The organism is Ulvibacter sp. 2305UL32-6 (assembly GCF_058148545.1).
This window is the reverse complement of sequence record NZ_JBYVKA010000044.1, coordinates 1-923: the sequence shown is the minus strand read 5'-3', so window position 1 is coordinate 923 and position 923 is coordinate 1. Positions and strand designations below refer to the sequence as shown.

Annotated in this window: 1 protein-coding gene; it reads left to right on the top strand. The window is 27.2% G+C overall.

Features of this window, described 5'->3' with window-relative positions; genetic code table 11:
* On the top strand, positions 1–774 hold a 774-nt coding region (locus ACY2RU_RS17615), incomplete at its 5' end, for a hypothetical protein (protein ID WP_490139797.1).
* Between the last annotated feature and the right edge of the window lie 149 nt (positions 775–923).

Here is a 923-nt window from a genome sequence, read left to right as displayed (position 1 = left end):
TTATACAAACACGTTGTACAACATTTGAGACAAAAAACTAAAGACATATTAATATTTGTTTTCGCATTCGCTGTTATTGCTATAATCGCTTATGTGATTTTTTTGTTTTTTTATGTCCAACACAAATATTCAGAAATTCCAGAAGATATTGCGTTGTTGACGGAATCTAAAACCGAAAACGATATTAGTTTTATTGAAGAACATGATATTATAAATCAAGTTATAGATAGTTTTTTTGAAATTGATTATTGCAATCCAATCATAAAAATACCAAAAACAGTAGATTCTAGTTACGTTAGTAAAATTAAGAAACGTCAATTTATATCCGAATTAGAAAGAGACACTATACAAAAGTTTGGAATAATCTATCCAGATTCATTAGTTTCACGTGAATTCAAACATCATAATAAATTAATTCAAAATGGACTTAGTGATTTAGTTAATGATTCTAGTTTTTTTGAAAACTTAAAATTTATATTAAATACAAGAAAATTAAATACAGAATTGATCAAGAAAGATGGCATAGAACTCTTAACTATGGAATCTGCCAAAAAGAATGGATTAGAACCATATAATTTCGGAAAAAGAAATTCAGTTTTTAATGTAGGAATAATGAGTTTTTCAAGAGTCTATTATTCAAAGAGACACAATCTAGGATTATTTCATTATGTATACTATGGAGCGCAAGATTGTGGTTACACAAGTTATATTGTTTTCACTAAAGAAAATATGAAATGGACTTATAAGAAAACTATTTATGCTGGTAATTTCTGATTTAAAATTAAAAACGTTGTACAACAACGTGTATAATTAATGGCTAGTTCTCGCCTACTTATGAAAATCCTCGCGGATTTTCTATTCGGTTTTTATTTGCTAAATTAAGTGCTTAAAACACGCCACTAATCATACACAAAACAGTTAGG